At 65.7% G+C, this 26,573-nt stretch carries 21 protein-coding genes and 1 other RNA gene; 1 reads left to right on the top strand and 21 read right to left on the bottom strand.

What is annotated here, in order from left to right; all coding sequences use genetic code 11:
* Window positions 1-20 precede the first annotated feature (20 nt).
* The 20 genes from RB623_RS05360 to mraZ all read right to left on the bottom strand — a co-directional run bounded on the left by RB623_RS05360 (window position 21) and on the right by mraZ (window position 24,102).
* The gene (locus RB623_RS05360; RefSeq protein ID WP_308055731.1) at window positions 21-890 is read right to left on the bottom strand and encodes an outer membrane protein assembly factor BamD; all 870 of its coding nucleotides are present in this window, start codon (window positions 888-890) and stop codon (window positions 21-23) included.
* A gap of 291 nt (window positions 891-1,181) precedes the next feature.
* Window positions 1,182-2,132, bottom strand: a complete 951-nt coding sequence (gene lpxC / locus RB623_RS05355; protein WP_308055730.1) for a UDP-3-O-acyl-N-acetylglucosamine deacetylase — start codon at window positions 2,130-2,132, stop codon at window positions 1,182-1,184.
* Between the two features lie 278 nt (window positions 2,133-2,410).
* Window positions 2,411-4,114: a cell division protein FtsZ gene (ftsZ, locus tag RB623_RS05350; RefSeq protein ID WP_308055729.1), complete on the bottom strand. Its 1,704-nt coding sequence runs from the start codon at window positions 4,112-4,114 to the stop codon at window positions 2,411-2,413.
* Between the two features lie 67 nt (window positions 4,115-4,181).
* A complete protein-coding gene (gene ftsA / locus RB623_RS05345) occupies window positions 4,182-5,492 on the bottom strand; it encodes a cell division protein FtsA (RefSeq protein WP_308055728.1) in 1,311 nt (436 codons plus the stop codon).
* Window positions 5,489-6,424: a cell division protein FtsQ/DivIB gene (locus RB623_RS05340; RefSeq protein ID WP_308055727.1), complete on the bottom strand. Its 936-nt coding sequence runs from the start codon at window positions 6,422-6,424 to the stop codon at window positions 5,489-5,491. The genes ftsA and RB623_RS05340 overlap by 4 nt, the downstream gene beginning before the upstream one ends.
* Entirely contained in the window at window positions 6,412-7,338 is a 927-nt protein-coding gene (locus RB623_RS05335) for a D-alanine--D-alanine ligase (RefSeq protein WP_308055726.1), read from the bottom strand. Before RB623_RS05335 ends, RB623_RS05340 begins: the two co-directional genes overlap by 13 nt.
* Before the next feature lie 383 nt (window positions 7,339-7,721).
* Entirely contained in the window at window positions 7,722-9,173 is a 1,452-nt protein-coding gene (locus tag RB623_RS05330; RefSeq protein ID WP_308055725.1) for a GntP family permease, read from the bottom strand.
* A 3-nt stretch (window positions 9,174-9,176) separates the two neighbouring features.
* A complete protein-coding gene (locus RB623_RS05325; RefSeq protein ID WP_308055724.1) occupies window positions 9,177-10,202 on the bottom strand; it encodes a patatin-like phospholipase family protein in 1,026 nt (341 codons plus the stop codon).
* Window positions 10,203-10,397: 195 nt separating this feature from the next.
* Window positions 10,398-11,363, bottom strand: coding sequence for a UDP-N-acetylmuramate dehydrogenase (gene murB / locus RB623_RS05320; protein ID WP_308055723.1), 966 nt, complete (start codon window positions 11,361-11,363; stop codon window positions 10,398-10,400).
* Window positions 11,360-12,766 carry a UDP-N-acetylmuramate--L-alanine ligase gene (gene murC / locus RB623_RS05315; RefSeq protein ID WP_308055722.1) on the bottom strand — a complete coding sequence of 469 codons (1,407 nt, stop codon included), beginning with the start codon at window positions 12,764-12,766 and terminating at the stop codon, window positions 11,360-11,362. Before murC ends, murB begins: the two co-directional genes overlap by 4 nt.
* Window positions 12,763-13,890 (bottom strand): undecaprenyldiphospho-muramoylpentapeptide beta-N-acetylglucosaminyltransferase, encoded by a 1,128-nt coding sequence (gene murG / locus RB623_RS05310; RefSeq protein WP_308055721.1) that lies wholly within the window; start codon window positions 13,888-13,890, stop codon window positions 12,763-12,765. Before murG ends, murC begins: the two co-directional genes overlap by 4 nt.
* A gap of 12 nt (window positions 13,891-13,902) precedes the next feature.
* Window positions 13,903-15,060, bottom strand: a complete 1,158-nt coding sequence (gene ftsW / locus RB623_RS05305) for a putative lipid II flippase FtsW (RefSeq protein ID WP_308055720.1) — start codon at window positions 15,058-15,060, stop codon at window positions 13,903-13,905.
* The gene (murD, locus tag RB623_RS05300) at window positions 15,060-16,460 is read right to left on the bottom strand and encodes a UDP-N-acetylmuramoyl-L-alanine--D-glutamate ligase (protein WP_308055719.1); all 1,401 of its coding nucleotides are present in this window, start codon (window positions 16,458-16,460) and stop codon (window positions 15,060-15,062) included. Before murD ends, ftsW begins: the two co-directional genes overlap by 1 nt.
* Window positions 16,461-16,464: 4 nt before the next feature.
* Window positions 16,465-17,547, bottom strand: a complete 1,083-nt coding sequence (mraY, locus tag RB623_RS05295; protein WP_308055718.1) for a phospho-N-acetylmuramoyl-pentapeptide-transferase — start codon at window positions 17,545-17,547, stop codon at window positions 16,465-16,467.
* Window positions 17,548-17,572: 25 nt separating this feature from the next.
* Window positions 17,573-19,006 carry a UDP-N-acetylmuramoylalanyl-D-glutamyl-2,6-diaminopimelate--D-alanyl-D-alanine ligase gene (locus tag RB623_RS05290; RefSeq protein ID WP_308055717.1) on the bottom strand — a complete coding sequence of 478 codons (1,434 nt, stop codon included), beginning with the start codon at window positions 19,004-19,006 and terminating at the stop codon, window positions 17,573-17,575.
* Window positions 19,003-20,457 (bottom strand): UDP-N-acetylmuramoyl-L-alanyl-D-glutamate--2,6-diaminopimelate ligase, encoded by a 1,455-nt coding sequence (locus tag RB623_RS05285; protein WP_308055716.1) that lies wholly within the window; start codon window positions 20,455-20,457, stop codon window positions 19,003-19,005. The genes RB623_RS05290 and RB623_RS05285 overlap by 4 nt, the downstream gene beginning before the upstream one ends.
* 72 nt (window positions 20,458-20,529) lie before the next feature.
* Window positions 20,530-22,248, bottom strand: coding sequence for a penicillin-binding protein 2 (locus RB623_RS05280; RefSeq protein ID WP_308055715.1), 1,719 nt, complete (start codon window positions 22,246-22,248; stop codon window positions 20,530-20,532).
* Window positions 22,245-22,622, bottom strand: a complete 378-nt coding sequence (locus RB623_RS05275; RefSeq protein ID WP_308055714.1) for a hypothetical protein — start codon at window positions 22,620-22,622, stop codon at window positions 22,245-22,247. Before RB623_RS05275 ends, RB623_RS05280 begins: the two co-directional genes overlap by 4 nt.
* 2 nt (window positions 22,623-22,624) lie before the next feature.
* On the bottom strand, window positions 22,625-23,641 hold the full coding sequence (gene rsmH / locus RB623_RS05270) for a 16S rRNA (cytosine(1402)-N(4))-methyltransferase RsmH (RefSeq protein WP_308055713.1): 1,017 nt from the start codon (window positions 23,639-23,641) through the stop codon (window positions 22,625-22,627).
* Complete coding sequence (gene mraZ, locus RB623_RS05265; protein WP_308055842.1) at window positions 23,638-24,102, bottom strand: division/cell wall cluster transcriptional repressor MraZ; 465 nt, start codon at window positions 24,100-24,102, stop codon at window positions 23,638-23,640. Before mraZ ends, rsmH begins: the two co-directional genes overlap by 4 nt.
* Before the next feature lie 502 nt (window positions 24,103-24,604).
* Here mraZ and RB623_RS05260 point away from each other — a divergent pair.
* Entirely contained in the window at window positions 24,605-25,720 is a 1,116-nt protein-coding gene (locus RB623_RS05260) for a cystathionine gamma-lyase (protein WP_308055712.1), read from the top strand.
* A 330-nt stretch (window positions 25,721-26,050) separates the two neighbouring features.
* On the opposite strand, the gene rnpB is transcribed toward RB623_RS05260, so the two are convergent.
* Window positions 26,051-26,500: RNase P RNA component class A (gene rnpB, locus RB623_RS05255), an RNA gene on the bottom strand.
* Window positions 26,501-26,573: the final 73 nt, after the last annotated feature.

Raw genomic sequence — 26,573 nt, 5'->3', positions numbered from 1 at the left:
CGGTTCGCCCGCGGCAAAAATCAGGCGCCGCCGGTAATCAGCGCACCGGCCTTCGAAATCCACGAACCCTGGTTCTCGCGCGGCTCGACACCGCCCGATTGCAGAAGCTTGTAGGAATCCTTGTACCATTGGCTGTCGGGGTAATTCTGGCCGAGAACCGCCGCGGCCGTCTGCGCCTCGGAGACCAGGCCCATCGCCATATAGGCTTCGGTCAGGCGCGCGAGCGCCTCCTCGACGTGACGGGTGTTCGAATAGTTTTCCACCACGTAGCGGAAGCGCTTGATCGCAGCGATGTATTCGCGCCGCTCCAGATAGTAGCGGCCGGTCTGCATCTCCTTGCCGGCGAGCTGGTCGCGCGCAAAGCGTATTTTTGTACGCGCGTCGTCAACATATTCCGACTCCGGCCAGCGCTGTACCAGTTCTTCCATCGCCTCGATGGTGCGGCGCGCTTCCTTCTGGTCCTGCGTCACGTCGCGGATCTGGCGGAAATAGCTGAGGCCGATGATGTATTGGGCATAGGCCGCATCCGGCGTGCTGGGATAGAGCGTGACGTAGCGCTTCGCGGAATTGATCGCCTCTTCGTATTTGCCCTGACGATAGTTGGCGAAGGCCCCCATCACCATCGATTTGCGCGCATACTCCGAATACGGATGCTGGCGGTCGATGGCGTTGAACTTGCGGCTGGCCTCGGTCATGCGGCCCGCGTCCATATTGGCCAGCGCCTGGTTGTAGAGCACGTCCGCCGGCTCGGTCTGCTCCACATAAGTGGAGAGGTCGATGTCGTCGTCCGACTGGCAGGCGGACAAGACAAGTGGAACGCCAATCACGGCGGCGGCCAATACAGCCCGCTTGATCCGCTTGTGGGCTAAAGCAGTTGGAATAAACGACATAAGTGCGATTCGCCCCTCTTGGCGTCGATGCAAGCGAAGGCGAGCAGCCTTAAACCAGAACGGCTCGCCACGGCAACGCTATCGGGTCGCAATGGTGCTTTTTTGTGGCCTTGACCGGATTTCCCGCCTGCAAGCTGCCGTACCCGTGGGGAAAGAGACTGTCGAAAAATGGTTAACAAACCGTCTGGGTTTGCCAGCCACCAACCAAAACACCACTGTTCGGCGCCCGTTGGCGCCGAAACGCGACGCTATTGGCTCACGAGCTTGCAACAGCCGCGACAGTCGAACGCGTCAAAGCACCCAAGGCGCGTAGACCGGCGCGTTGACCGCGATCATCTCGGCACCGCGGCCGCGCGAGCGGCGATTGGTCTCGACGATCTCGAACGCCGTCGGATCGGACAGCAGATGGCGCAGCGCTGCTGCGTTCAGCCTGTGGCCGCCGCGGAAGGAGCGGAAGCAGCCGATGAAGCGCGCGCCGGCCAGCGCCAGGTCGCCCATGGCGTCGAGCGTCTTGTGGCGCACGAACTCGTCGGCGTAGCGCAGGCCTTCCATGTTGATAACATGGTTGTCGTCACCGATGACGATCGAATTCTCCAGCGAGGAGCCGAGTGCGTAGCCGGCGGCCCACAGCTTCTCGACGTCGCGCATGAAGCCGAAGGTGCGCGCCCGCGAAAGCTCGCTGCGGAACGAGGCCGGATCGATGTCGGAGGCAAAAGCCTGCCGGCCGATGACCGGGCTGTCGAAATCGATCTCGACTTCGAAGCGCGTGCCGCGATACGGCCGGAACTCCGCCCAGGAGGCGCCGCTGTCGATGCGCACCGGCTTGACCACGCGGATGTAGCGGCGCTTGACGTCCAGCGTCTCGATGCCCACCTGGTCGATGGCGTCGACGAACATCGACGCGCTGCCGTCCATGACAGGCACTTCGTTGCCGTCGATCTCGATCGTGACATTGTCGATGCCGAGACCGGCGAGAGCGGCCATCACATGCTCGACCGTGGCGACGTGGAAGCCGCTCGGCTCGCCCAGCATGGTGCACAGAGAGGTCGGGCCGACCTCTGAAACCAGCGCCGGCAACTGACGCCCGGCGCCATGCTCGCCCGCATAGACGAACACCACCCCCGTGTCGGGTTCGGCCGGATTGAAACGGATCGTGACTGGCTTGCCGCTATGAACGCCGATGCCGGACAGTGTCGCGCACGATTTTACTGTGGTCTGGTAGTCGTGCAAATGTATCCCCATAAGCCCTTCGTGCCCGAGACCGCGGCTCCATCCCATCCCCGCGGCGATCGATCCTCGGCAGAAGCAGCCCCGGCAAGGCCAGTCCAATTCCTGCCACTTTTCGACCGTGAAGATAGTCTCGCGCCACCGCCCTCACAAATCACGGTTTCTTACTCTGTGTTACCGCCGCAGGGCTTGCGGGCTGTCGTGCAACCCTTTGCTTTCCTTAAGTAAAAAAGAAAATGCGGGCCGACGGTTCTCCGCCGGCCCGCATTCGATTGTTAACACACGTTTACGCCTCAATTGGCCTGCCGGCGAAGGAACGCCGGAATCTCCAATTGATCGTCGTCGTGAGTCGCGCGGGCCTGCGGCGCCACCCGGCCATGCTCGTCGAGTTGACCGCGACGCGGCGCATAGAGCTGCGGGTCCTGGCTGTTGAGGCGGCGGGCTTCCGGCGCCGGCTGGCGCAGCCGGGGCTCGCGCGGCTGGGCCGGCTCGAGCTTGGCGGGCTCTTCCTCGCGACGGGTCAGCCCGACCGTCAGCCGCTTCAGTAGGCCCATCGGGCCGCGGTCTTCCTGGTCGACCGGCCGCGCCTTGGCCTCGGCCTCTGCCTTCACCATCGGCGGAAAGTCCTCGACGCGCGGCATGCGCGGCGCGGCGGCCACCGGGGCCGGCTGCGCGACTGGCGCGGGCTGCGGAGCGGCGCGCTCGACCGGCTGCATAGCCACGGGCTGCATCGGCGCCGGCGCGGCATCCTCGACCACCTGGTACTGAGGCGCTTGTTGCTGGGCCGCTACCGGGCGCTGTACAGCGGCCGGATCGGGAGCCTGGAACAACTTGCTTTGCGGCCGGAAGTCGTCGGCCGGCGCCGTCTGCGGACGGGCGGCCGCGGCAGCGGCATTCTGTTCGGCAAGTCGGATCGCATCGGCGACGGGATCGGCGGTGCGCCCCTCGATACGCGGCGCCTCGGCGGCCGGACGCGGCGCCGGCTTCGGCGCCTGGCGGATGTTGATCGGCACGGCCGCGATCTGCTCCGCCGACTTGTCGATGCCGGTCGCAACCACCGACACGCGGATGACGCCTTCCAGTTCCTCGTCGAAGGTCGCACCGAGGATGATGTTGGCATCCTGGTCGACTTCCTCGCGGATGCGGGTCGCCGCCTCGTCGACTTCGAACAGCGTCAGGTCGCGGCCGCCGGTGATCGAGATCAGCAGGCCCTTGGCGCCACGCATCGAGGTCTCGTCGAGCAGCGGATTGGAGATCGCGGCTTCCGCCGCCGCCATCGCCCTGCCCTCGCCGGAAGCCTCGCCGGTGCCCATCATCGCCTTGCCCATCTCGCGCATCACCGAGCGCACGTCGGCGAAGTCGAGATTGATCAGACCTTCCTTGACCATCAGGTCGGTGATGCAGGCCACGCCCGAATAGAGCACCTGGTCGGCCATTGCGAAGGCGTCCGCGAAGGTGGTCTTGTCGTTGGCCAGCCGGAACAGGTTCTGGTTCGGGATGACGATGAGCGTGTCGACGCTCTTCTGCAACTCCTCGATACCAAAATCCGCCGTCTTCATGCGGCGCTGGCCCTCGAAGTGGAACGGCTTGGTGACGACGCCGACCGTCAGGATGCCCTTTTCGCGGGCCGCACGGGCAACGACAGGCGCCGCACCCGTGCCGGTGCCGCCGCCCATGCCGGCGGTGACGAAGCACATATGGGTGTTCGACAGATGATCGATGATCTCGTCGATGCATTCCTCGGCGGCGGCGCGGCCGACTTCCGGCTGCGACCCCGCGCCGAGGCCCTCGGTGACATGCGCGCCGAGCTGGATCAGCCGCTCGGATTTCGACATGGTCAGCGCCTGCGCGTCGGTGTTCGCCACCACGAATTCGACGCCGCGAAGACCCGCCGTGATCATGTTGTTGACGGCATTGCCGCCACCGCCACCGACGCCGAAAACGGTGATCCGCGGCTTCAGTTCGGTGATGTCCGGTCTCTGGAGATTGATGGGCATGTCCTCGTCCTTTGCCTTCCTGCCGCGTCGCCGCCGCGGCTGATTTATGGGGCTCGCCCCGCCGAAGTTAAAAACTGTCTCTCAACCACTGACTCATGCGCTGGAGCCGGCCGCCCGTCCCGCTCATGCGCAGTTTGGCACTCGTACTGATCCTGCCATTCTCGAAGCTTGCGACCTGGGGATAGATCAGCAAGCCGACAGCCGTCGCGAAGGCCGGCCCCTTGGCCGCCTCCGGCAGGCTGGAAACCCCCAGCGGCCGCCCGATACGGACGTTGCGGCCGAGAATGCGCCGCGCCGCGTCCGGCAACCCAGCAAGCTGGCTGGCGCCGCCGGTCAGCACCACGCGCTTGCCGACGACATTGCCGAAGCCGGATTTGTTCAGCCGGTCGCGCAGCATTTCGAGCGTCTCTTCCACGCGGGCGCGGATGATTCGTGTCATCACCGAGCGCGGCACCTGCAGCGGCACCTCGCCGTCGTCGCTGCCGATCGGCTGCACCGACACCACGTCGCGGTCGTCGGCGCTGCCGGGCAACACCGATCCGTGCATCACCTTCAGCCGCTCGGCGTCGTCGAATCGCGTCGACAGGCCCTTCGCCATGTCGAGCGTCACATGCGTGCCGCCGATGGCGAGCGCATCGGCATGCGCGAACTTGCCGTCCGCGAAAACCGAGATCGTCGTCGTGCCGCCACCCATGTCGATGCAGGCCGCGCCCATTTCCAGCTCGTCATCCACCAGCGCAGCAAGGCCGCTGGCATAGGGCGTGGCGATCATGCGCTCGACCGAGAGATGCGAGCGGTTGATGCAGAGTTCCAGGTTGCGCTGCGGAGCAGCGTCGCCGGTCAGGACATGCATGTCGACGCCGAGCGAGTCGCCGACCATGCCGCGCGGGTCGCGAACGCCGCGCTCGGCATCCAGCGAGAAGGCCACGGGAAGCGCATGCACCACCTGCCGCTCGGTCTTCAGGGACTGCTTCGCACCGGCAGCCAGCACACGCTTGATATCGCCCTCGTCGACTTCATGGCCGCCGAGATTGATGGTCGCCGAATAGGTATGGCTCTTCAACCGCCCGGAGGTGAGGTTGACCAGCAGCGAATCGACGGTCAGCCCGGCCATGCGCTCGGCCGCGTCGACGGCCAGCCGGATCGCCTGCTCGGCGCGGTCGAGGTCGACCACCACGCCCGACTTCACGCCCTGCGACTTCTGGTGGCCGATGCCGATGACCTTGGCCTTGTGGGTGCGGCCGCGCAGTTGCTGGCTTGGCTCGCAGGGTTTGAGCTGCGCGATGACACAGCAGATCTTGCTCGATCCCACATCGAGAACCGTGACGATGCCCGCCTTGTGCTGGGTGACGTCCTTTTGTCCGCCAAGCCAGTTCATGTACGCTTCTCCGGCTTGGGCTTCTTCGGTTTGCCGCTGCTATCCAGCGCCGCCTGGCGCGCCTCGGCAGCCTCGGGCGTCAGTTGCAGCACCATGCGGTCCGGGAACCGCATGTCGATCGCCGCGACCTGGCGATTGAACAGCCCCTTCTCGCGATCCGCGCGCAGCAGTTGCACGATCGCCTCGTCGGCCCCGGTTTCCGGCAATTTGACGGTGATGCCGTTGTCCAGGCGCAGGTTCCAGCGCCGGTCGGCGACCAGGATATAGCCCTTCACCCGCGAGGCCAGATCCGGATATTTCGCCATTTCCGCGACAAATCCCGCTGCCTGCTCCGCCGCGCCCGCTCCGACGACCAGCGGCAGGTCGGCATGCCTCCCGCCCGCATAAGGCACGATCACATTGCCTTTGCGGCCGATGATCGAAAGCTGGCTGCCATGCTGCCAGATCGCGAAAGGCTCGCGCTCGGTGATGCGGATCTCCAGCGTCTCGGGATAGACCTTGCGGACCGAGGCGACCTCGATCCACGGCAACGAGGCGACCCGTTCGCGCGCCGCATCGACGTCGAAGCCGATCAGCGAGGTCCAGCCGGTCAGGTCCAGTCTTTCGAGAATGTCGATTTCGGAGGTCTCGCGATGGCCGACAACACGAACCTGGTCGACCGCGAAGCCGGTGCGCGCAGTGACCGCCTGCGCCAGTTCCGGCATCCGCCCTCCGACATAGGTTCCGTAGAGGCCAGTCGCAGCAAACAGCAGGGCGGTCGCGTAGGCGGCGGCAAAACGCGGCGGCACGAAATCGCCGGTTCCAAGGCGCGCGAACAATCGCGCCGGACGCCTTGCCCAGCGCGGCAGCAGGAACCCGTCCGCCAGCCGCGAGGCGCCGGCCACCGGCGATCCGGCCGCGACTCTGCTTTGCCCCGCCCTCAGCGCGAACACGACGCGTCCTCCACCATCCAACTCAGCAATTCTCCGAAGGAATGCCCCGCCTCGGCGGCGATTTCCGGAACAAGCGATGTCGGCGTCATGCCCGGCTGCGTATTGATTTCCAGCCACACGACCTCGCCATTTTCTGAATGGCGATCGTCGTAGCGGAAGTCAGATCGGGAGACCCCGCGACAGCCGATTGCTTGATGAGCCTTGAGGGACAGTGTCTGTATCTTTTGGTAAATATTTAATGAAATTTTAGCCGGACAGATATGTTTTGATCCTCCGGGCACGTATTTCGAATCGTAGTCGTAGAAGGAATGGCCGGTCGGCACGATCTCGCAGACACCCAGCGCCACATCCCCCATCACCGCGCAGGTCAGCTCGCGCCCGTGCACGTAGCGCTCGACCATGACCTGGCTGCCATATTTCCATTCCGGCGAAGAAATGATCTGCGGCGGATGGGACTGCCCCTCCTTGACGATAACGACGCCGAAGCTCGACCCCTCGTTCACCGGCTTCACCACATAGGGCACAGGCATCGGATGCTGGTTCTGGATCGAGTAGCGATCCATGATCCGTGATTCCGCGACCGGAATGCCGGCCGCCCTGGCGACCTTCTTCGCCTGCTCCTTGTGCATGGCGAGCGCCGAGGCAAGCACGCCCGAATGCGTGTAGGGAATGCCGAGATATTCGAGGACACCCTGGATCGTGCCGTCCTCACCATACGGCCCATGCAGAGCATTGAACGCAACGTCGGGCTTCAGCTCGGAAAGAGCGGCGCCCACGTTGTGATCGACGTCGACACGGGTCACCTTGTACCCGACTTCCTCGAGCGCATCGGCGCAGGCATTGCCCGACGACAGGGACACGGGCCGCTCCGAGGAGAAACCTCCATACAGCACAGCGACGTGCTTTTTCGTCATGCCTCGACATCCCCTTGCGGGCCGCATTTCACCGCCGCCTCCCGGGTTGAGTCCGAGTCCTCCGGTGACCACCCCTCACCAGCGACGCGCCGCACGACTCAAATCAGGAAACGCTCTCGACCCAAAGAATCAGAGCATGGATTCCGTGGCAAGCCCTTGATTTTGCCTAAACGTATTTTCGTGCCCGGGAGCCGGCTTTCGCGCGTCCGCTATGGCATTTTGGACTCAGTGTTGCGGCTTGATGGAGTTGGACCGGCCGTACATCGGATCGGGATGAAATCAGCTATGGTCGTTGAGGCCGAGCACATGGACGCGAAGCTGCCTCCGGCCTTTCCAAGGCGGCTCCCATCGGCGACATTGCACCACCCTCGTCTGCGCGCGCGTCAGAAGCTGCCAGCCACAGAGCCGAGCACGATGACCGCGACGAGCGCCAGCAAGGCGCCAACGATGGCGACCATGACGATGTGGAGATAGCTCTGCCGCGGCGTCACCCCGCAGACCGAGAGGAGGGTAACCACTGCGCCGCTGTGCGGCAGGCTGTCGAGCGTTCCCGCGCTCATCACCGCCACGCGATGCAGCAGTGCCGAATCGATACCGAGTTCGCTCGCCCGTTGAAGAAACGTCGCGCCGAGGGAGTCGAGGGCAATCGTGAGGCCGCCGGAGGCCGAACCGGTCAGCGCGGCCAGAATGTTGGTGGCTATGGCCAGCGAGACAAGCGGGCCGCCCTCGATAGACAACACCCATTCGCGCACCAGGGCGAAGGCCGGTAGCGCCGCCACCACGGCGCCGAAGCCGACCAGGCTCGCCACGCTGAAGATCGGCAGCACCGAGGCATTGGCGCCGGCGTCCATGGTGTCGCGCAGCTTGGGCAGGCGGCGCAGGTTGATCAGGATGGTCGCGAGGATGGCGACGACGAGCGCCACCGCCACCGACCAGACGCCACTCACGGCGGCGAATGTGACACCGCCCCACCGCGCCTCGGCGAGGAAACCGAAATCGAGCCGCGGCAGGATCACGAAAGACATCAGCAGGTTGACGGCGACCACCAGCACAAGCGGCAGCGCAGCGAGGATGATGGACGGCCGGTCGGCGCTCAGATGCCCACGTTCGATTTCCGCCGGATCGAACTCGCGCGAGGTGGCCGCCCGCTCGCGCAGCACAGGGTCGGCAAGCACTTCGCGCATATCCTGCATAATGTCGTCGAACCCTTCGCCCGCACGGCGCGCGGCCGCCTCGGCACGGGCAAGCCACCACAGGCCGAAGCCGAGCATGATCGCCGAGGCGATGATGCCGAGGCCCGGCGCCGCGAAGGGCGTGGTACCGAAGAACGGCATGGGGATAGCGTTCTGGATCGCAGGCGTGCCGGGCAGCGCCATCATGGTGAAGGTAAAGGTGCCGAGTGCGATGGCCGGCGGCATCAGCCGGCGTGGAATGTCAGCGACGCGGAACAGCGCCTCGGCCATCGGCGCCAGCACGAACAACGCGACAAACAGGCTCACCCCGCCATAGGTGACGATGGCACCGGCCAGCACCACCGCGAGGATGGCGCGCTTGGCGCCGAGTTTCTCGGTCATGAACTCGGCAATGGCAGTCACCGAGCCACTGTCCTCCATCAGCTTGCCGAACAGTGCGCCGAGCAGGAACAGCGGGAAGAACTGGCCGATGAAGCTCGCGGCGCTGCCCATGAAGGTTTGCGTCCAGTTGGCAAGCAGCGGCTCGCCTGACAGCAGGGCGGCGATCAGCGCCGAGACCGGAGCCAGCAGCAGCACGCTCCAGCCACGATAGGCGAACCAGATCAGCAGGCCAAGGCCGACGAGGATGCCGAGGAGGCCCATGGCTCACACCCCCTCGAGCAGGATGTCGAGATCGACCGAGGAGCGCTTGCCGATATTGTCGGCGTCAGCTTCGAGGAAAGCGTCGGCGGCTTTTCGTCCCTCGTCCCGCAGCATGCTCAGGAACTCCCATTCGGCATTCAGCTTCGAGGAGTAGCCGAGAGTTCCCATGACGGAGTTCGGGACCAGATGGATGCGCATCTTCGCCCACCGCGCGCCTTCGCTGTTGCCGGGGTCGGCGACCTGGCGCAGCAGGGCGATCATGCGCAACTCCTTGAGCAGCGCCGAGTTGAACGACACCTCGTTGAGCCGGTTCAGGATCTCGGCGGCGGTGCGCGGCGTGCCGGGGCGCTCGACAGGGTTGATCGGCACCAGGATGGTGTCGTCCGAATCGAGTTCGCGCACAAGCGGCGTCATCGTCGGATTGCCGGCGTAGCCGCCATCCCAATAACTCTCGCCGTCTATCTCCACCGCTTGAAACAGGGTCGGCAGGCAGGCAGAAGCCAGCAATACGTCCGGCGTGATTTCCGCGTTGCGAAACACCCTGCCGCGACCAGTGCGCACATTGGTGGCGGTGACAAAAACCTTGATCGGCGAAGCCTTGAGACGGTCGAAGTCGATCGCCTTCTCGATCACGCCGCGCAGGGGATTGATCCCGCCCGGATTGAGATCGTAGGGAGAATAGAGCCGGGACATGAGGTCCATGGCAATGAACATGGGCGAAGTGTCGAGTGTCCAACGCCCAAGCAGCACGTCGATCGGGCTGCGCTGGAACGGGCTGAAGCGGGCGGCCTCGGCGACATGGCGCCAATAGGCATCGAGCGCGGCGCGCGCGCCCTCGGCCCCTCCCGCGGCATAGCCGTCGGCCAATACGGCCGCGTTCATCGCACCGGCCGAGGTGCCGGAGACGCCATCGATGCGCAGCCAGTCTTCTTCCAGAAGGCGGTCCAGTACGCCCCAGGTGAAGGCTCCGTGCGATCCACCGCCTTGCAGCGCGAGATCGATGAGCACCGGCTCGCGCCGTGCGTCCATGTTCGTTTCAGGGTTCCGGGAGGGCTTTCCCGACGGCTGGCCGGCACTGGTCGCAGGCATTCGACGTGGCATGAAGCAGCGTTTCCATCAGGGCAACGGCACCGTATCGTCACCGATGCTGCACTGCAGCATCCGAGAAAGAAACCATCGCGCTTTTCCAACCGCCTAATCGCGTTGGCGGAAGAACAACAGTCCCTACAGCAACTGCCCCAAAAACTCGTGCACCTTGCGTCCCGGCGTGAACTGGCCGAGCCGCTTGATCTCCCATTCAAGTCGGATGCCGGAGTTCTCCAGCACACGCGCCCGCACGGTTTCGCCGAGATATTCGAGGTCGTAGCCCGTGGCGGTGCCGGTGTTGATCATGAAGTTGCAATGCATCGGCGACATCTGCGCGCCGCCGATCATCAGGCCCCGGCACCCAGCGGCATCGATTTCCTTCCAGGCCGACGTGCCGGGCGGGTTCTTGAAGGTCGAGCCGCCCGTCTTCTCGCGGATCGGCTGCACCGTTTCACGATGATGCTGCACCGCGTCCATCGCCGCCTTGATGGCGCTGCGATCCTCGGGATAGCCCTCGAACACCGCCGACGTGAAAATGAGTTCCTTCGACACGGAAGAGTGGCGGTAGGCGTAGCCCATGTCGGCGTTGGACAGAACGTGCAGATTGCCCTTTCGGTCGAGCGCGCGCACCTCGACGACACGCTCGCGCGTCTCGACGCCGTTGGCGCCGGCATTCATCCGCAGCGCCCCACCGACAGCGCCCGGAATGCCGTGGTAGAAGTGGAAGCCGCCGATGCCGGCCTCCAGCGCTATGGCTGCCAGCCGCTTGTCCGGCGTCACAGCTCCCGCCCGTATGCGGTTGTCGCCGATGACCTCGGCCTCGCCGAAACCCTTCGCGGACAGGCGAATGACAAAGCCACGGAGCCCGCCGTCCCGCACCAGCAGATTTGAGCCGATGCCGACCACCGCGAGCCGCACGTCGTCAGGCACCGCCCTCAGGAACGCTGCGAGATCCTCCTCGTCGACCGGCTGGAACAGCGCGTCGGCTGTGCCACCCGCGCGAAACCAGGTGATCTTCTCCATCTCGGCGTCAGGCGTGATGCGGCCGCGCAGGCCGGCGAGCCGGTCGCCCAACGAGTTGAGAAGGGCCTCGCCGCTCTTCATGCGGCCTCGCCGCCGAGTTCCTTCGGCAGGGCATAGGCCCATTGGGTGATGTTGCCGGCGCCGAGGAAGACGACGAGGTCGCCATCCCTGGCGAGGTCGCGCACTGCTGGCGCGATCGCCGCGGGTCCATCGACGTAGCGTGCATCGCGGTGACCGCCCGAACGGATGCGCTGCACCAGCGTTTCCGACGTGACGCCCTCGATCGGCTCCTCGCCGGCCGGATAGACCGGCGCTACTAGGATCGTGTCGGCGTCGTTGAAGCAGGCGGAGAACTCGTCGAACAGGTCGCGCAAGCGGGTGAAGCGATGCGGCTGGGCGATCGCGATCACCCTGCCGCGGGTGGCGTCGCGCGCCGCCCTCAGCACCGCCTTGATCTCCACCGGATGGTGTCCGTAGTCGTCGAAAATGCGCACGCCGTTCCAGGTGCCGGTCGGCGTGAAGCGCCGCTTGACGCCGCCGAAACCGGACAGGCCTTTTCGGATCGCCTCGCCGGAAATGCCAAGCTCATGCGCCACAGCGATCGCCGCGGTCGCGTTCGACACGTTGTGCCTACCGGGCATCGGCAGGCTGAGGCCCTCGATCCTAGTTTCCGCGCCGCTCTTGCGGTTGCGGATGATCACGTCGAAGCTGGATGCGCCGCCGTTCATGCCATGGCTGAGGAAGCGCACGTCGGCCTGCGCGTTCTCGCCATAGGTGATGACACGGCGATCCTCGATGTGGCTGACCAGCGCCTGCACTTCCGGATGGTCGGTGCACATCACGCCGAACCCGTAAAACGGCACATTTTCCACAAACTGCCGGAACGCGTCCCGCACCCTGTCGAAGCTGCCGTAATGGTCGAGATGCTCGGGATCGATGTTGGTGACCACCGCGATCTCGGCCGGCAGCTTCAGGAACGTGCCGTCGCTCTCGTCGGCCTCCACCACCATCCAGTCGCCGGCGCCCATGCGCGCATTGGTGCCGTAGGCGTTGATGATGCCGCCATTGATGACGGTCGGATCGAGCCCGCCGGCGTCGAGCAGCGCCGCCACCATCGAGGTGGTCGTCGTCTTTCCGTGCGTGCCGCCGATCGCCACCGCCTGGCGGAAGCGCATGAGTTCCGCCAGCATCTCTGCGCGCCGCACGATCGGCAGCAGCCTTTCGCGCGCCGCGACCAGTTCCGGGTTGTTCTTCTTGATCGCCGTCGACACCACCACCACCTCGGCGTCGCCGAGGTTTTCGGCGCGATGGCCGACAAAACACTCGATGCCCTTCTCGCGCAGCCGCTGCACATTGGCACCGTCGGCCTGGTCGGAACCCTGCACGCGATAGCCGAGATTGCGCAGCACCTCGGCGATGCCGCTCATGCCGATGCCGCCGATGCCGATGAAATGCACCAGTCCGATGGTCTGCGGCATCTTCATGCGCGGGCACTCTCCCTGAATTCGTCTATCGTCCTGCCCTCGGCAATAGCCTCTGTCAGGTCCGCGAGCAACCGCGCCGCGTTGGGCTTGCCGGCCGATTTCGCCGCGGCCGCCATCTTTTCCAGCCGCGCCGGGTCGGACATCAGTCCGCCGAGAAGCTCGGCTATCCGCTCCGGCGACAGCGTCGATTGCGGATGTACCTCAGCCCCGCCGGCCGCTGAAAGCGCCGCCGCGTTCGCCGCCTGGTCATGGTCGAGCGCATGCGGATAGGGCACGAACAGCGCCGGCCGGCCGATCGCCGCGATCTCCGACACGGTCGAGGCGCCGGAGCGCGACATTACCAGATGCGCCGCGGCGATGCGCGCCGCCATGTCCGTGAAAAAGGGCGAGATTTCCGCCGGAACGCCAAGATCCGCATAGGTTTTCTTGACGTCTTCGGCATCCTCGGCGCGCGCCTGCTGCGTCACCCTCAGCCGCGCCCTGAGGTCCGCCGGGAGCTTCGCGACTGCTGCGGGGATAGCGTCGGAAAAGAACTGCGCGCCCTGGCTGCCGCCGAACACCAGGAAATGGAACGGCTCGCCCGTCCGCGAGGCGGCATAGGCGATCTTCGCCGCCTCCAGCACAGCCGGCCGCACTGGATTGCCCGTCTCGACGATCTTTGCCGCAACGCCACTCTCGCCGCTCTTCAGGAAGCCACCGGCGATGGCCTTGACCCGCACGGCAAGCGCCTTGTTGGCGCGGCCCATCACGGCGTTCTGCTCGTGGATCAGCGTCGGCACGTTGCGCCGCGTCGCGGCGTAGAGCGGCGGTATGGTCGGATAGCCGCCGAAGCCGACCACCGCCGCTGGCTTGATGCGGTGGATGAGGTCGGAGGATTGCCGCACGCCGCGCCAGATCGCCCAGAAGGCTGCGGCGAGCTTAATCGGATTGCGCGAACCGAAGGTCGCCGAGGCGATCGGATGGATGGCTGCCGCGGGAAAACTCCCGGCAAAGCGCCCTGCCCGGTCGTCGGTTGCCAGATGCACCGTCCAGCCACGCGCGATCAGCTCATGCGCCAGCGCCTCTGCAGGAAACAGGTGGCCACCCGTTCCTCCGGCCGCCAGCAGGATCGTCCCGTTAGCCATGTCGCTCCGCCGCTACTCCGCCGGAAGCGCATGGCGCGCCAGCATGGCGGCGCCGGGCTGCGTGCGCCGGGTCGGCTTCTTGCGGGTCAGCGCCAGCACCATGCCCATGGAGATGGCGATCGCAATCAGCGACGAGCCGCCATAGGAGATGAAGGGCAGCGTCATGCCCTTGGCCGGCATCATCTGCAGATTGACGCCCATATTGATGATCGACTGGAAGCCGAACACGCAGACCAGGCCGGACACCGCGTAGCGGGTGAAGTCGTCCTGCTCCCTAAGCGCCGTGCTAAGGCCCCGCAACACCACGAAAGCGAACAGCGCCATGATCAGAAAACACATGATCAGGCCGTATTCCTCGCCGGCCACGGCGAAGACGAAATCGGCATGGCTGTCCGGAATCATCTTCTTGTACAGGCCCTCGCCCGGCCCGACGCCCAGCCATTTGCCGTTGAGCAGCGCGTCATGCGCCATGTCCACCTGGTAGGAATCGCCCTCGCCGGTCAGGAAGCGGTCGATGCGGCCGGCGAAATGGTCGAAGGTCACATAGGCGCCGAACGCGCCCGCCACCGCCAGCGAGCCGATGGCGATGATCCAGAACCACGGCATGCCGGCCATGAAGAACATCACGCCCCAGGTGCTGATCGTCAGAATCGTCTGGCCGAGGTCCGGCTGGAGCACCAGCAGCGAAACGACGACACAAAGCAGCAGCATGGCGAGCACATTGCCGGGGATCGCCGGGTTGCGCGCCTTTTCCGCGAACAGCCAGGCGCAGACGATGACGAAGGCCGGTTTCAAGAATTCCGACGGCTGCACGGAGACGCCCAGGAACGACACCCAGCGATGCGCGCCCTTCACCTCGACGCCGATGAACAGCACCGCCACCATCAGCAGCAGAAAGACGCCGAGCATGATGATCGCCATGCGCCGCACCTGCCGGGGCGTGAGGAACGACACCGCCAGCATCGCGCCCAGCGCCGGGATCATGTAGATGATCTGCCTTGTCGCGAAGTGGAAACTGTCCAGTCCGATCCGCTCGGCCACCGCCGGGCTGGCGGCGAAGGACAGCACCACGCCCAGCCCCATCAACATTAGGAAGGCGGCGAGGAACCAGCGATCGATGGTCCTCCACCAGACGGCGACGGGGCTGCGGTCCAGGCGGCTGGTCGGCATCAGCGTGCCCCTCCGATGGGCGTGACGTTCTCGAGGGCTTCCACGGCGGTGCGGAAGGCATCGCCGCGCACCTCGAAATTGCGGAACTGGTCGAAGCTGGCGCAGGCCGGCGACAAGAGCACCACCGCCTCCCCGGCGCCGTCTGCTTCCGCGTCCTTGGCCGCATGCTCGACAGCCGCGGCCAGCGTTCCGGAAATCTCGTACGGCACGGTTTCGCCGAGCGTGGCGGAAAAGGCGGGCGCCGCCTCGCCGATCAGGTAGGCCTTGGCGATGCGCGGGAAATAGGAGCGCAGCGGCTCGATGCCGCCTTCCTTGGCCAGACCTCCGGCGATCCAGTAGATGCGCGGAAAGCTCGACAGCGCCGGCGCCGAAGCATCGGCGTTCGTCGCCTTGGAATCGTTGACGAAAAGCACCTTGCCCTTGCGCCCGACCTGCTCCATCCGGTGCGCCAGGCCCGGAAAGCTGTCCAATCCGGACTGGATCTCGCCGAGTTCCAGCCCGACCTTCAGGCAGGCAGCCACCGCGGCCAGCGCGTTCTGCGCATTGTGCTGCCCCCGCAGAGAGCCTATGCCTTCGAGGAAGGCGATGCGCTCGTAACGCCCGTCGCTCGCCTCCATCAGGTTTGTGCCGTCGGCGTAATAGCCGTCGGTCAGCGGCAGCCGTTTCGAAACCCGCACGACATGCTTGCCGGCCTTTTCCAGGCGATCCGCGATCTGCGCGCAAAAAATGTCGTCGACGCCGATGATCGCCGTCTCGCTGCCCGAAACCAGCCGCTCCTTGATCGAGGCGTAGTGCTGCATCGTGCCGTGGCGGTCGAGGTGGTCGGGCGTCAGGTTCAGCAGCACGCCCGCCGTCGGGTTGATCGAGGGGGCGAGGTCGATCTGGTAGGACGAGCATTCGACAATGTAGAACCGGTCGTCGGCGAGTTCGTCGAGCGTCATCACCGCGCGGCCGATATTGCCGCCCATCTGCGTGTCGCGGCCCGCCGATTTCAGGATGTGCGCGGTGAGCGCTGTCGTCGTCGACTTGCCGTTGGTGCCGGTGATGGCAATGAACGGCGCATTCGGCGCCCGGGCTATGCGCTCGCGTGCGAAAAGTTCTACGTCGCCGATGATCTCGACGCCGGCGCCGCGCGCCATCTCGATCGTCCAATGCGGCTTCGGATGCGTCAGCGGCACACCGGGCGACAGCACGAAGCTGGAAAACCCAGGCCACTCCGCCGCGCGCAGGTCGCCGGTCGGGATCGACTGCTCGGCAGCCTTGGCCACGCTGTCGGGATTGTCGTCCCAGGCGAGCACGTCCGCCCCGCCTTCCATCAAGGCGCGCGCCGTCGCGATCCCCGAGCCGCCGAGCCCGAAGAGCGCGACCTTCTTTCCCGAAAAGGAGCGCGCGGCGATCATGAGGTCACCTGAGCTTCAGGCTGGAAAGCCCGACCAGTGCCAGGATGACGGCGATGATCCAGAAGCGGATCACCACCTGGCTCTCCGTCCAGCCAAGCTTTTCGAAGTGATGGTGGATGGGCGCCATCAGGAATACCCGCTTGCCCGTCATCTTGAACACGCCGACCTGGATGATCACCGACAGCGCTTCCATGACGAAAAGGCCGCCGATGATGGCGAGCACGATCTCGTGCTTGGTGGCAACCGCGATGGTGCCGATGAGGCCGCCTAGCGCCAGCGAGCCGGTGTCTCCCATGAAGATAGCTGCAGGCGGGGCGTTGAACCACAGGAAACCCAGCCCGGCGCCGATCACCGCGCCCAGGATCACCGCCAGCTCGCCGGTGCCCGGCACGAAATGGATCTGCAGATAGTCGGCAAACACCGCGTTTCCCGACAGATAGGCGATCACCCCGAACGACGCCGCCGCGATCATGATCGGCACGATGGCGAGCCCATCGAGGCCGTCGGTGAGGTTCACCGCATTGCCGGCGCCGACGATGACGATGCAGCCCATCGGGATGAAGAACCAGCCGAGATTGAGCAGGAAATCCTTGATGAACGGAAAGGTCAGCGACGAGGAGAATGGCGCCACCCCGTTATGCATGATCGCCCAGGTGGCGACGGCCGCGATGGCGAATTCGATCGCCAGCCGCGCCTTGCCGGAAAAACCCAGATGCGACTGCTTCGTCACCTTCAGATAGTCGTCGTAGAAACCGATCGCGCCGAAGCCGAGCGTCACCAGCAGCACCACCCAGACATAGACGCTGGTGATGTTGGCCCACAGCAGCGTCGACCCGACGATGCCGGAGATGATCATCAATCCGCCCATGGTCGGCGTGCCGGCCTTCTTGAAATGCGTCTGCGGCCCGTCCGCGCGGATCGGCTGGCCCTTGCCTTGCCGGACCCGAAGCGAATCGATGATCGGCTGGCCGAAGATGAACACCAGCACCGCCGCCGTGATCAGCGCGCCGCCGGTCCGGAAGGTGATGTACCGGAACACGTTGAAGGCCGACACTTGATCGGCGAAATTGACCAGAAGCGTGAGCATTGTCCCCCTATCCCCGGAACCGCGGTCAGGTTGGTTTCTGGCCGCCGGCATGTGCCGGGAACCGGTTGAGGAGAGCATCGACGAGCTTGGAGAAGCCGATACCTTTGGACGATTTAACCATGACGACGTCGCCGGGACCCACCGCATCGAGCAGGATCGGCTTCAGGTCGTCTACGCTGGCGCGGTATTCCTTGCGCATGTCACCGGGCAGTGTGTCCGCCAGGTTCTTCATCTGCGGCCCGGCCATCAGCACGATGTCGGTGCTGGTCTCGGAAAGCACCCGGGCCAGCCCGGCATGCAGCTTGGCCGAATGGCTGCCGAGCTCCAGCATGTCGCCGAGCACGGCGATACGCCTGCCCTCCGCAGCCACCGGCGTGGCGTCGAGCAGTTCGATCGCCGCCTTCATCGATGCCGGATTGGCGTTGTAGCTCTCGTCGATCAGCGTGAAGGCGCCTGTCTCCGTGTCCAGTCTGTGCTGCCGTCCGCGTCCGTTCTCCGGCACGAGGTCGGCGAGAGCGGCGGCCACCTTTTCGAGGTCCGCGCCCACCAACCGGGCCGCGCCCAGCACGGCCAGCGTATTCTGCACGATATGCCGACCTGGTGCGCCGACGCGCACATCCAGCGTGGTGTCGCCGACCTTGACCGCGATCGTCGAATGGTCTGCTGCAAGCTCGCATTTCAGCAGCCGGAACTGCGCGCGGGCATTCTCGCCGAATCCGACGATGTGCTGCACGCCGGCATTGCGCGCCAGTTGCGCCAGGAGTTTCCAGCGGCTGTCGTCGCGGTTTAGCAGCGCGTATCCGTTCGGCTCCAGCCCCTCGAAAATCTCGGCCTTGGCGCGCGCGATCTCGTCGAGGCTGTTGAAATAACCGAGATGCGCCGCCGCGATCATCGTGACGATGGCGACATGCGGCCTCACCATTTTCACCAGCGGCCGGATCTCGTCCGGATGGTTCATGCCGATCTCGAAGACCGCGTAGTCGCTGTCGGCCGGCATGCGCGCCAGCGTCAGCGGTACGCCCCAGTGATTGTTGAAGGATTTGTCGGAAGCATGCACCTTGCCGACCGACGACAGCACGTGGCGTAGCGCCTCCTTGGTCGTGGTCTTGCCGACCGAACCGGTAACCGCAACGATCTTCGCCCTGCTGCGGGCCCGCGACGCGACGCCGAGCTTCTCCAGCCCGACCAGCACATCCGGCACGACGATCATCGGCGCAGTCAGCCGTCCCAGCGCCGGCAGCTTGCCTTCGGCTACCACCAGCAGCGCAGCACCCGCCTTCACGGCGGCGGTCGCGAAATCATGCCCGTCCATCACCTCGCCCTTGATGGCGAAGAACGCGTCGCCGGGCTTCAGCGTGCGGGTATCGATCGAGATGCCCCCTACGCCCGCCGGCATGGCGCCGACCGGACGGCCGTCCATTGCCGTGACCAACTCATCCGTGGTCCAAAGCAGGCTCATCCGGCGCGCTCCCGGAGGGCCTTCCGCACCTCCTCATGGTCGGAGAAGGGCAAGGTCTCGGCTCCGATGGTCTGGCCCTCTTCGTGCCCCTTGCCGGCCACGACCAGCGTGTCGCCCGCATTCAGCATGTCGATCGCTGCATGGATCGCCTCGCGGCGGTCGCCGATCTCGATCGCGCCCGGCGCAGCGGCAAGGATCGCCGCCCGGATTTCCGCCGGCACTTCCGAACGTGGATTGTCGTCGGTGACGATCGTCACGTCGGCCAGCCGTGTGGCGATCTCGCCCATGATCGGCCGTTTGCCGCGGTCGCGGTCGCCGCCGCAGCCGAACACCACGATCACCCGCCCTGTCGTGAACGGCCGAACAGCGGCAAGCACGTTCTCCAGCGCATCCGGCTTGTGCGCATAGTCGACATAGACCGGCGCGCCGTTGGCGTCGGTGCCGACGAGTTCCAGCCGGCCCGAAGCACCCTTCAGTTTCTCCAAGGCTTTCAAGGCCTTGCCGGCAGGTGTTCCAGTCGCGATCGCCAGTCCGGCCGAGACCAGCGCGTTGTAAATCTGGAAATCGCCGGCAAGCGGCAGATCGATCTCGAAGATCTCTCCGGCATGCTCGATCTCGGCGCGCTGGCGATAGCGCTCGTGCTCGACCCGCTTGAGCGCCAGGAAATCGCCATGACGTCCGACAGTCAGCACATTCATCCCGGCAGCCTTCGCCGCCTTGACCGCCGGCTCGGAATAGACGTCGTCGGCAAAGATCACTGCCGGCGCGCCCTTCGGCAACAACGTATCGAACAGCCGCAACTTGGCTTTCAGATAATCCTCGACCGTCGGATGGTAGTCCATATGGTCGCGGCCGAGATTGGTGAAGGCGCCGGCAGCGAGCCGTACCCCGTCCAGCCGCCGCTGGTCGAGCCCATGACTGGACGCTTCCATCGCCGCATGGGTGACGCCGGCTTCCGCCAGTTCTGCCAGCAACCGGTGCAGCGCCACGGGGTCGGGCGTCGTCAGCGAGCCGTATTCGTTGCGGCCGGGCGCGATCACGCCGGTCGTGCCGATACTGGCCGCCGCATGGCCGGCATGCTCCCAGATCTGGCGCGTGAACGACGCCACGGAGGTCTTGCCGCTGGTGCCGGTCACCGCAACCATGGTCTCGGGCTGCCTGCCGTGGAAGCGCGCCGCCAGCAGCGCCAGGGCAAGGCGCGGATCATCCACCCGGATCGCGGGTACGACCAGTGCTCCCAGCGACGCATCGTGTGCGGCGACCACCGCGACGGCTCCGCGCGCCTCGGCGTCGGCGGCGTAGACCGACCCGTCGGTCTTCGTGCCCGGCACGGCGACAAACACCGTGCCCGGTCTGACGACGCGCGAATCCGAGGTCACGCCGGTTACCTCCAGATCGGCGGGCAGACCCCGCGCGACCGGCAGGAAGGTGGCGATATCGGCGAGCTTCATGGGACGGTTTCGTTCTTCGGTCCGGTCGTCATAAACAAGCGGCGCGCCCTGTCCGCGCGCCTCGATCAAGAATCACTGGCTTGAGGCGAGCGTTGCCCCGCCTTCATGGCTGAAATCAGGCTTCACGCCAAGCATGGCGGCCGAACGGCGGATGATGTTTGCGACGATCGGCGCGGCGTTCAGGCCGGCGGTGGCACCCATGCCCGGCTTCTCCGGCTTCGGCTCGTCGATGATCGACAGCACGATATATTGCGGATCGTCCATCGGGAAGGACGCCACGAAAGCATTGAAGCGCACATTGCCCGCATAGCGGCCGTTGACCACCTTTTCCGCGGTGCCCGTCTTGCCGCCGACGCGGTAGCCGGGAACCTGTGCCCGCGCGCCCGAACCGCCCGAGCCCTTGGTGGCGTTGAGCTTGTAGAGATAGCGCATGCCCTCGACCGTGTAGTCCGTGACCACCTGCTCGCCTGCCTCCTGTGCTTCGCTCTCGCTGCGCGGCAGGAACGTCGGCGGCAGCAGCATGCCTGTCATCAGCGCCGCGCATCCCACCGCCGTCTGCAGCGGCGTGGTGGAAAAGCCATGGCCGAACGCGGCGGTGATCGAATGCACCTTCTTCCAGACCTTCGGCTCCGTCGGTTTCGCCACCTCGGGCAGTTCGGTCTTCATGCGGCTGAGCAGTCCCAGCCGCTTCAGGAAATCCCGGTGACCCTCGACGCCGACCACGTCGGCTTCGCGCGCCGAGCCGATGTTGGACGAATAGATGAACACCTCCGGCACGGAGAGCACCCTGCCCTTGCCGTGAAAATCGCGGATGGTCTGGCGGCCGATGGTGATCGGGCGGCTGGCGTCGAAGCGGCTCTGCATCGTCACCTTGCCGGAATCCAGCGCCATCGCCGTGGTAAAACTCTTCACGGTCGAGCCCATCTCGTAGACGCCGCCGGTCATCCGGTTCAGCCGGTCCTTGTCCAGCGCGTTGACCGGATTGTTCGGATCGAAGTCCGGAACCGACGCCATGGCCAGCACCTCGCCGGTCTTGACGTTGAGCACCACGGCCCCGGCGGCGATGGCGTGATAGCGCTGCATCGCCTGCGAGATCTCGTCGCGCACGATGTGCTGCACCCTGACATCGATCGACAGTTTCACAGGCTGCAGGTCGCCGGCCACCGCCAGCCCTGACGCCTGCAGGTCCGCAAGGCCGTTGTCGTCGATGTACTTTTCCATCCCGGCAATGCCCTGGTTGTCGATATTGGTCAGGCCGAGAATGTGCGAGGCTGTCGGGCCGCCCGGATAGAAGCGCCGCTTTTCGGTGCGGAAACCGATGCCCGGCAGGCCGAGCGCCATGATCTCCGACTGCTGGCGCGGCGTGAGCTGGCGTTTCAGCCAGACGAAACCGGCTCCGCCCTTCAGCTTGTGATAGGTCTGCTCGATCTCGAGGTCGGGCAGCACGGTCGACAGTTTTTCGATCACCTCGTCCGCATCGACGATGCGGCGCGGCTCGGCGAACAGCGACGCCGTCTTGATGTCGGTCGCCAGCACCTGGCCGTTGCGGTCGACGATATCCGGCCGCGAGGCGGTGACGCGCGACACCGGCGGCCCGCCGGCGTCCGGCTCCTGGAAACCGAGATAGACCAGCCGGCCGGCGATCGCCGTATAGATTCCGAAGAACACCGCCATGGTCATCACGACGCGCGTTTTCGTGCGTCCGCCAGTGGCCATGCGTGCGCCGTCGACCACGATCGAGGCGGTCGAGCTTGCCGCGGCAGCCGCTTTTCCGCGCCAGAATTTCATCATTGCCGCACCGCGCCTGTCCGGGTTTCGTCCGTTGCTTCGCCGCCCGCCACCAGATCGTGCGCCTGACCGATAATGTCCTGGATCTCCAGCGCCCGGACCGGGATCTCGTCGAGTTTCGCATATTGATGCGGGTCGACCGGCTGCAGCTTGAGATCGGCTTGGTAGATTTCGGTCAGTTTCTGCAGACGCGCCGGCTGGGTAAGCAGGCTCCAGTCGGCCTTGAGCAGCGCGATGGAATCCTCCTCGAGCCGGATCTGCTGCTCCAGCTTGCGCACGGAGACCCGCTCGTGTTCGGCCTCCTGCTTGGTCTTGTAGGTGAAGGCGGCTGCCGAGACCATAACCGCGATCAGCACCATGTCGCTTGTCCGGAACACATCTACCTCTCTGCGGTCATGCGAATGTCTGGAAGTTTCGGCAGGCCGAACAGGTCGCCGTCGCCCGTCCGCGCCGGCGCGTCGGTACGCACCGCGGCGCGCAGCTTCGCCGAACGCGCGCGCGGGTTGCGGTCCACTTCCGCCTCCGATGGCGCAACCACGCCACCCAGCTTGCGGAAGGTCGGGACGATCGCCTGCTTCTGCGGCAGGTGCCGCGAACCGGCCGGATCGGTCGAGCGGTCGGCGATGAAACGCTTGACGATGCGGTCCTCCAGCGAATGGAAGGTCACCACCACCAGCCGCCCGCCGGGCTTCAGCGCGCGCTCGGCGGAACACAGCGCCCGCGCCAGTTCGCCCAGCTCGTCATTCACGTGGATGCGCAACGCCTGGAACACCCGCGTCGCCGGATGGATTTTTTCGCGCGGTGGGAAGCCGACGAGGTCGGCGATCGCCTGCGCCAGCTCCGTGGTGCGCGAAAACGGCTTTTCGGCGCGCCGCTTCTCGATCATGCGGGCGATGCGGCCGGCATGCCGCTCCTCGCCGAGCAGGCCGAAGATGCGCGCCAGATCGCCGGCCTTGTAGCGGTTGACCACGTCTGCCGCCGAGACGCCCGCCTGCGCCATGCGCATGTCGAGCGGCCCGTCGGAGCGGAACGAGAATCCGCGCTCGGCCTGGTCGACCTGCATGGACGAGATGCCGATGTCCAGCACCACGCCATCGACTTGTTCCGCATGCTCGTCCAGCGACGAGAACGGCGCCTGCACCAGCCGCAGCCGCCCTTCCGACGCCGCCTCCAGCGCCCTGCCCTTGGCAATCGCGTCCGGATCGCGGTCGATGCCTATAACTGACGCGCCGCTGGCAAGGATGGCTTTGGTGTAGCCGCCGGCGCCGAACGTGCCGTCGACAATGACCTGCCCGGCTTCCGGGGACAGTGCGGCCATCACCTCGTCAAGGAGAACCGGAATGTGGCGGGCCGGTCCGCCAACCGCGAGGCCGTCCTCGCCGTGGCCCGCCATCATTCCGACGCCCTCGCACCAATACTCTCCCGGCCTTGCCTCAGGCTGGCGAGCCGCGCGCGAACGGCCTTGCCATGCGCCTCGAACCGCCCCGGCTCCCAGATCTGGAAGAACGCTCCGCGGCCGACGAAAACTGCTTCCGTGGTGATCCCCGTATGCTCGCGGACAAAATCGCTCATGGTGATGCGGCCGTCCTGGTCGAGTTTGAGAAACGTCCCCTCGCCATGCACGAAGAACGACATGTCGTCCCCCGCCCCCAGGAAAGGGTCCTCCTGCGCGATGCGCTGCTCGTAGCGGTCGAGCAGGTCGGGCCCGCCCACATCCATCGCCGGCGCGTCCAGCGCCCGCAGCGCGTAGAGGTCCGAATAGCCGCGCTTCTGCACCACCGCGCGGAAATGCGCCGGCACCGAGACGCGGCCCTTCGCATCGATCCTGTTGACGGCGTTCGACAGAAACCGGTCCATCATCCGATGCGGCGGCCGCATCCCTCCTGTCCCGCGCCCCGTGCGACGCGCTTTTCCCAGGCCCGTTCGGGACCCGGCCAGCGCGAACCAACGACCGGAAAACGCCAAGGCCGGTCGCCGAAATGTTCGACGCCGTCACCCGTCCCCGCACGCGCTGCTGAATATGGAAATGGGATAACATGGGCTGGTATGGGCGTCAACGGGACCGGGTCATCAGGATGGGCCGGCCAGGCGCCCGGCGGGAGCTTTTCCGGCCCACCATGCTTTATGGTCCATTAAGACTAACGAAGGGTTATTAACGCGCCCCCCGCGGCGGCGGCGGATACGCCGGGCCGCCTGTCGGACGGATAGCCCGCCGAGGTCCAGTTCCGGCCGACGGCGAAGGCAAACCATCCTTGCAGCGCCTTTTGCATGGCGATACTCAAGACCTCGCGCGGCAGGTACGGCTGTTGCTGCGGCGCATCACGTCTTCGACAATTGTCATAGCGAGGCGGGCACCACCATGACCGACACCCCTACCTCCCGCGCGGCGAGCCTGCAGCACCTGCGCCGGCAAAAACTCATGAAGGGCGAGCCGGTCGCGCTGCCGCTTACGCTCGCCTCCACCTATCACCTGCCCGGTGATCCGAAAGACTTCAATCAGTACGGCCGCTTCGACAACGCCACGTGGGAGGCGGCGGAGGAAATGCTGTCGCATCTGGAGGGCGCGCCCTGCCTGGCCTTCCCCTCCGGCATGGCGGCCATTTCGGCGGTCTTCTTCGGCCTCCTGAAGTCCGGCGACCGCATCCTGCTGCCGTCCGACGGCTATTACACCACGCGCGTTCTCAGCGAACGTTTCCTGTCGCGCTTCGGCGTTTCCTTCGACCTGGGGCCGACCGCCTCCTTCCTCGACGGCGGCTTCGACGGCTACCGGCTGGTTTTTGTGGAGACGCCGGCCAATCCCGGCCTCGAGCTCTGCGACATCGCCGCGGTGGCGAGGGCCGCGCACGCCGCTGGCGCGCTGGTGGTCGCCGACAACACCACCATGACGCCCTTTGGCCAGCGGCCGCTCGATCTCGGCGCCGACATTCTCGTCGCCGCCGACACCAAGGCGCCCAACGGCCATTCCGACACGCTGTTCGGCCACGTCGCCACCCGGGACACGGAAATCTTCGAATCGGTGCGTCGCTGGCGCGAACTGTCGGGCAGCATCCCCGGCCCGTTCGAGGCCTGGCTGCTGCATCGCGGCCTGGAGACGCTCGAACTGCGCTTCGACCGCATGTGTTCTTCCGCCGGTGTCCTGGCCGCAAGGCTGAAACGGCACAAGGCCGTCGAGGCGGTGCGCTATCCCGGCCTGCCCGACCATCCCTCTCACAACCTCGCCTCCACCCAGATGCTGCGCTTCGGCTCGCTGATCGGCCTGACGCTGAAAAGCGCCGAAACGGCGGAGGCCTTCATCGACGGCTGCGAATTGCTGCAGCCAGCCACCTCCTTCGGCAGCGTGCACAGCTCGGCCGAGCGCCGCGCCCGCTGGGGCGACGCGGTGGCGCCGGGTTTCATCCGCCTGTCGGTCGGCTGCGAGCCCACCGAGGATCTTTGGCAGGCGATCGACCGGTCGCTGTCGGCCACCGATAGGTGAAGCGATTGACATTTTCTCAATCTAAGATTGTATTTCCTTGGATCACTCGACCGTCGAACCGCATAAAATCCGCTGCGCGAAAATCGTCTCCGCCGTAAGCTCAAAACCTCCAAAAAGGCAGGCCGACCGGCCAAAAATAGGGCCCGCGTGAAGCGCGAAGCGCTATCTGTCGCTGCGTTCCAGCGCAAGCTGCTGAAATCACTGCATATTCCGGACTTCACGGGATCGCGCGAAACCCCGCCACCCAAGCAGCGGCGGCGGTCGTGGCGGTGGCAAGCGACTTGACTCTGTTGATCAGGCGCCTCGCCTAACCGCTTGAAAAGGCGGAAAAATGTCAGCCGGCCTGTAAGCCGGGTTCTGTATGGCCCGCGCGCCTTTCGGCGCGCGAACGTGGCGGCCATTCATCTTGGACGCGGATTGCTCCGCGCCTCACGCAACCTACCCGGATGGCCGGACCGGAAACAGTCCTGAGGGTCGCCCCTCGCGCCATCCCTATTCGGTTTTGCTCCCGGTGGGGTTTGCCGTGCCGCTCCCGTTGCCGGCAGCGCGGTGGGCTCTTACCCCACCCTTTCACCCTTACCCCGCCTATAGATCGGCCCGCTTGCGGCGGTCTGCCCGATAAAGATGGGCCGATTTATCGGCGGGGCGGTCTGCTTTCTGTTGCACTTTCCCTGGGGTCGCCCCCGCCGGTCGTTAACCGGCACCGTGTCTCCATGGAGCCCGGACTTTCCTCACCCGCCGCCTTTCGGCGCTTGCGGGTGCGGCCGCCCGGCCGGCTGACACGCCTTATAAAGGGGCTCGGGCGGCAAAATGCAACCCCAACCCCCTGCTTTTCCTCGCCATTTCGGCGGTA

This window comes from Mesorhizobium sp. LHD-90 (assembly GCF_030929505.1).
Taxonomy (GTDB): domain Bacteria; phylum Pseudomonadota; class Alphaproteobacteria; order Rhizobiales; family Rhizobiaceae; genus Kumtagia.
The sequence above is the reverse complement of the archived record's forward strand: the minus strand, read 5'-3'. Positions and strand labels throughout refer to the sequence as shown.

Coding starts and splice junctions, on each gene's coding strand:
- RB623_RS05360 (WP_308055731.1), bottom strand. CDS start 890: ATGTCGTTTATTCCAACTGCTTTAGCCCACAAGCGGATCAAGCGGGCT.
- lpxC (WP_308055730.1), bottom strand. CDS start 2,132: ATGGGGATACATTTGCACGACTACCAGACCACAGTAAAATCGTGCGCG.
- ftsZ (WP_308055729.1), bottom strand. CDS start 4,114: ATGCCCATCAATCTCCAGAGACCGGACATCACCGAACTGAAGCCGCGG.
- ftsA (WP_308055728.1), bottom strand. CDS start 5,492: ATGAACTGGCTTGGCGGACAAAAGGACGTCACCCAGCACAAGGCGGGC.
- RB623_RS05335 (WP_308055726.1), bottom strand. CDS start 7,338: ATGACGAAAAAGCACGTCGCTGTGCTGTATGGAGGTTTCTCCTCGGAG.
- RB623_RS05330 (WP_308055725.1), bottom strand. CDS start 9,173: ATGGGCCTCCTCGGCATCCTCGTCGGCCTTGGCCTGCTGATCTGGTTC.
- RB623_RS05325 (WP_308055724.1), bottom strand. CDS start 10,202: ATGGACGCACGGCGCGAGCCGGTGCTCATCGATCTCGCGCTGCAAGGC.
- murB (WP_308055723.1), bottom strand. CDS start 11,363: ATGAAGAGCGGCGAGGCCCTTCTCAACTCGTTGGGCGACCGGCTCGCC.
- murC (WP_308055722.1), bottom strand. CDS start 12,766: ATGAAGATGCCGCAGACCATCGGACTGGTGCATTTCATCGGCATCGGC.
- murG (WP_308055721.1), bottom strand. CDS start 13,890: ATGGCTAACGGGACGATCCTGCTGGCGGCCGGAGGAACGGGTGGCCAC.
- ftsW (WP_308055720.1), bottom strand. CDS start 15,060: ATGCCGACCAGCCGCCTGGACCGCAGCCCCGTCGCCGTCTGGTGGAGG.
- murD (WP_308055719.1), bottom strand. CDS start 16,460: ATGATCGCCGCGCGCTCCTTTTCGGGAAAGAAGGTCGCGCTCTTCGGG.
- mraY (WP_308055718.1), bottom strand. CDS start 17,547: ATGCTCACGCTTCTGGTCAATTTCGCCGATCAAGTGTCGGCCTTCAAC.
- RB623_RS05290 (WP_308055717.1), bottom strand. CDS start 19,006: ATGAGCCTGCTTTGGACCACGGATGAGTTGGTCACGGCAATGGACGGC.
- RB623_RS05285 (WP_308055716.1), bottom strand. CDS start 20,457: ATGAAGCTCGCCGATATCGCCACCTTCCTGCCGGTCGCGCGGGGTCTG.
- RB623_RS05280 (WP_308055715.1), bottom strand. CDS start 22,248: ATGATGAAATTCTGGCGCGGAAAAGCGGCTGCCGCGGCAAGCTCGACC.
- rsmH (WP_308055713.1), bottom strand. CDS start 23,641: ATGATGGCGGGCCACGGCGAGGACGGCCTCGCGGTTGGCGGACCGGCC.
- mraZ (WP_308055842.1), bottom strand. CDS start 24,102: ATGGACCGGTTTCTGTCGAACGCCGTCAACAGGATCGATGCGAAGGGC.
- RB623_RS05260 (WP_308055712.1), top strand. CDS start 24,605: ATGACCGACACCCCTACCTCCCGCGCGGCGAGCCTGCAGCACCTGCGC.